This is a genomic window from Modestobacter sp. DSM 44400 (genome assembly GCF_900107175.1).
Lineage (GTDB): Bacteria > Actinomycetota > Actinomycetes > Mycobacteriales > Geodermatophilaceae > Modestobacter.
In genome coordinates, this window is the sequence record NZ_FNOZ01000166.1 from 1 (window position 1) to 1,406 (window position 1,406).

Here is a 1,406-nt window from a genome sequence, read left to right on the forward strand (position 1 = left end):
ACCGTCGGCGGGGTGCGGGTGCGGGTCGCGGCGCTCGAGGACGTCATCCGCTTCAAGGAGGCCGCCGCGCGCGACAAGGACATCCGCGCACTGCCCGAGCTGTACCGGCTGGCCAACATCAACCGTCAGCCGGCCGCCCTCACCGGTCCACCGCAGGTAGCCGGCAGGCCGTTACCCGAGCCCGTCACCCCTGCCGAGCGCATCGCGGCCGCCAAGGCGGCCCGTCGGCCGCCCGATAACGGCCGCGGTCGCGGCCGCTGAGAACCGAGCCGACACGGATCGACCGCCCCTGCCAGGCCGGTGGTGCTGGCCGAAAGCCACCGGCCGGACCATCCCGGGCATGATTCGAACCGGCCAGCTCGCCTGTGTCGATATCTTGAATCTGGACCCTGACCAGCGCAAATAGCCCTGGCCGTGATCGGTGATCACCAGCTTGATGCGGACCTCTTGCGGGCTGGGGGCGGCCCGCGCTCACTGCAGGGCTTGCCGGCGTGTCGGCGCTGACACGGGCGCCGGGCATGCGGCGGGGGCCGGTGGCCACCCCGGTCTGTGGACAGCGGCGGTCGTCCACAGAAGCCGCCCGGGACGGCCCTGCGGCAGTCTTGAGATGGCGACGCATGCCCGCATGCCTTCCGAGGTTGCGCTCTGCTCGCTGCCCGAGCAGCCGGGACGTGCTCTGTCCCGCCAGACCCGTGATCGGCGACAAGGTCCGCGGTGCGCCCCGGTCTACCTCCCGGCGCGCAGGTGGCCGGGCCCGGCACCGCTACGGAGGGGTGGGGCGAACACCCTGCGGGCCACGCTGCGCGTGGCGCCGGCTGCGCCGGCGTCAATGTGCGCCTGCGGCGGGCTGTGCTGGCTGGTCCCGCGGCCCGTCCGGCAGCTCAGCGTAGGGGCCTCCCGCGCCGTCTCCTCCCGGCCGGACCAAGGTCCTTCCGCCCTTCGGGCGCTGCGCTGCGGAAGCAGTCTTGGTCCGGTCGTCCCCCGCCGGCGCTCCCGGCCCCTGAGCAGAGCTCTTTGCCGGACGGGCCGGGGGAATGGGTGGCAGGACACCTGTTCCGTGCCCCCTCCGTCCCGGCATCGGCTTCGGTTCCGGGGAGGGCTTGAGGCGACCAGCACCACCAGCCGCACCGCCAGCACACGGGGCAAGTGGGATGGGCGGGGACAGCGCGGCGCCGCCGAGCGGGAAGCGGCCGACGCCGCCTGCGCGGCCAAGATCGCCGCGTTGCACGAGCAGATCGGCGGGCAGGTCGAGGCGCTGACCGCCGACCCGGCGTGCCGGGCGATGTTGGAGACCGCCGCCCGGTTCCCCACCTACAGCCTCAACAACCAGCTGCTGATCATGGCGGGTGCGGCGGCGCAGGGCTTCACCGCGACCCGGGTCGCCGGATTCACCACCTGGAAGTCCC

Annotated in this window: 1 protein-coding gene and 1 pseudogene; both read left to right on the top strand. The window is 73.6% G+C overall.

The window, feature by feature from the left end:
- On the top strand, positions 1 to 261 hold a 261-nt coding region (locus tag BLW04_RS27280), incomplete at its 5' end, for a hypothetical protein (RefSeq protein ID WP_217631284.1).
- Positions 262 to 1,057: 796 nt separating this feature from the next.
- Positions 1,058 to 1,406 (top strand): annotated as a pseudogene (locus tag BLW04_RS25510) (hypothetical protein); the annotation flags it as partial.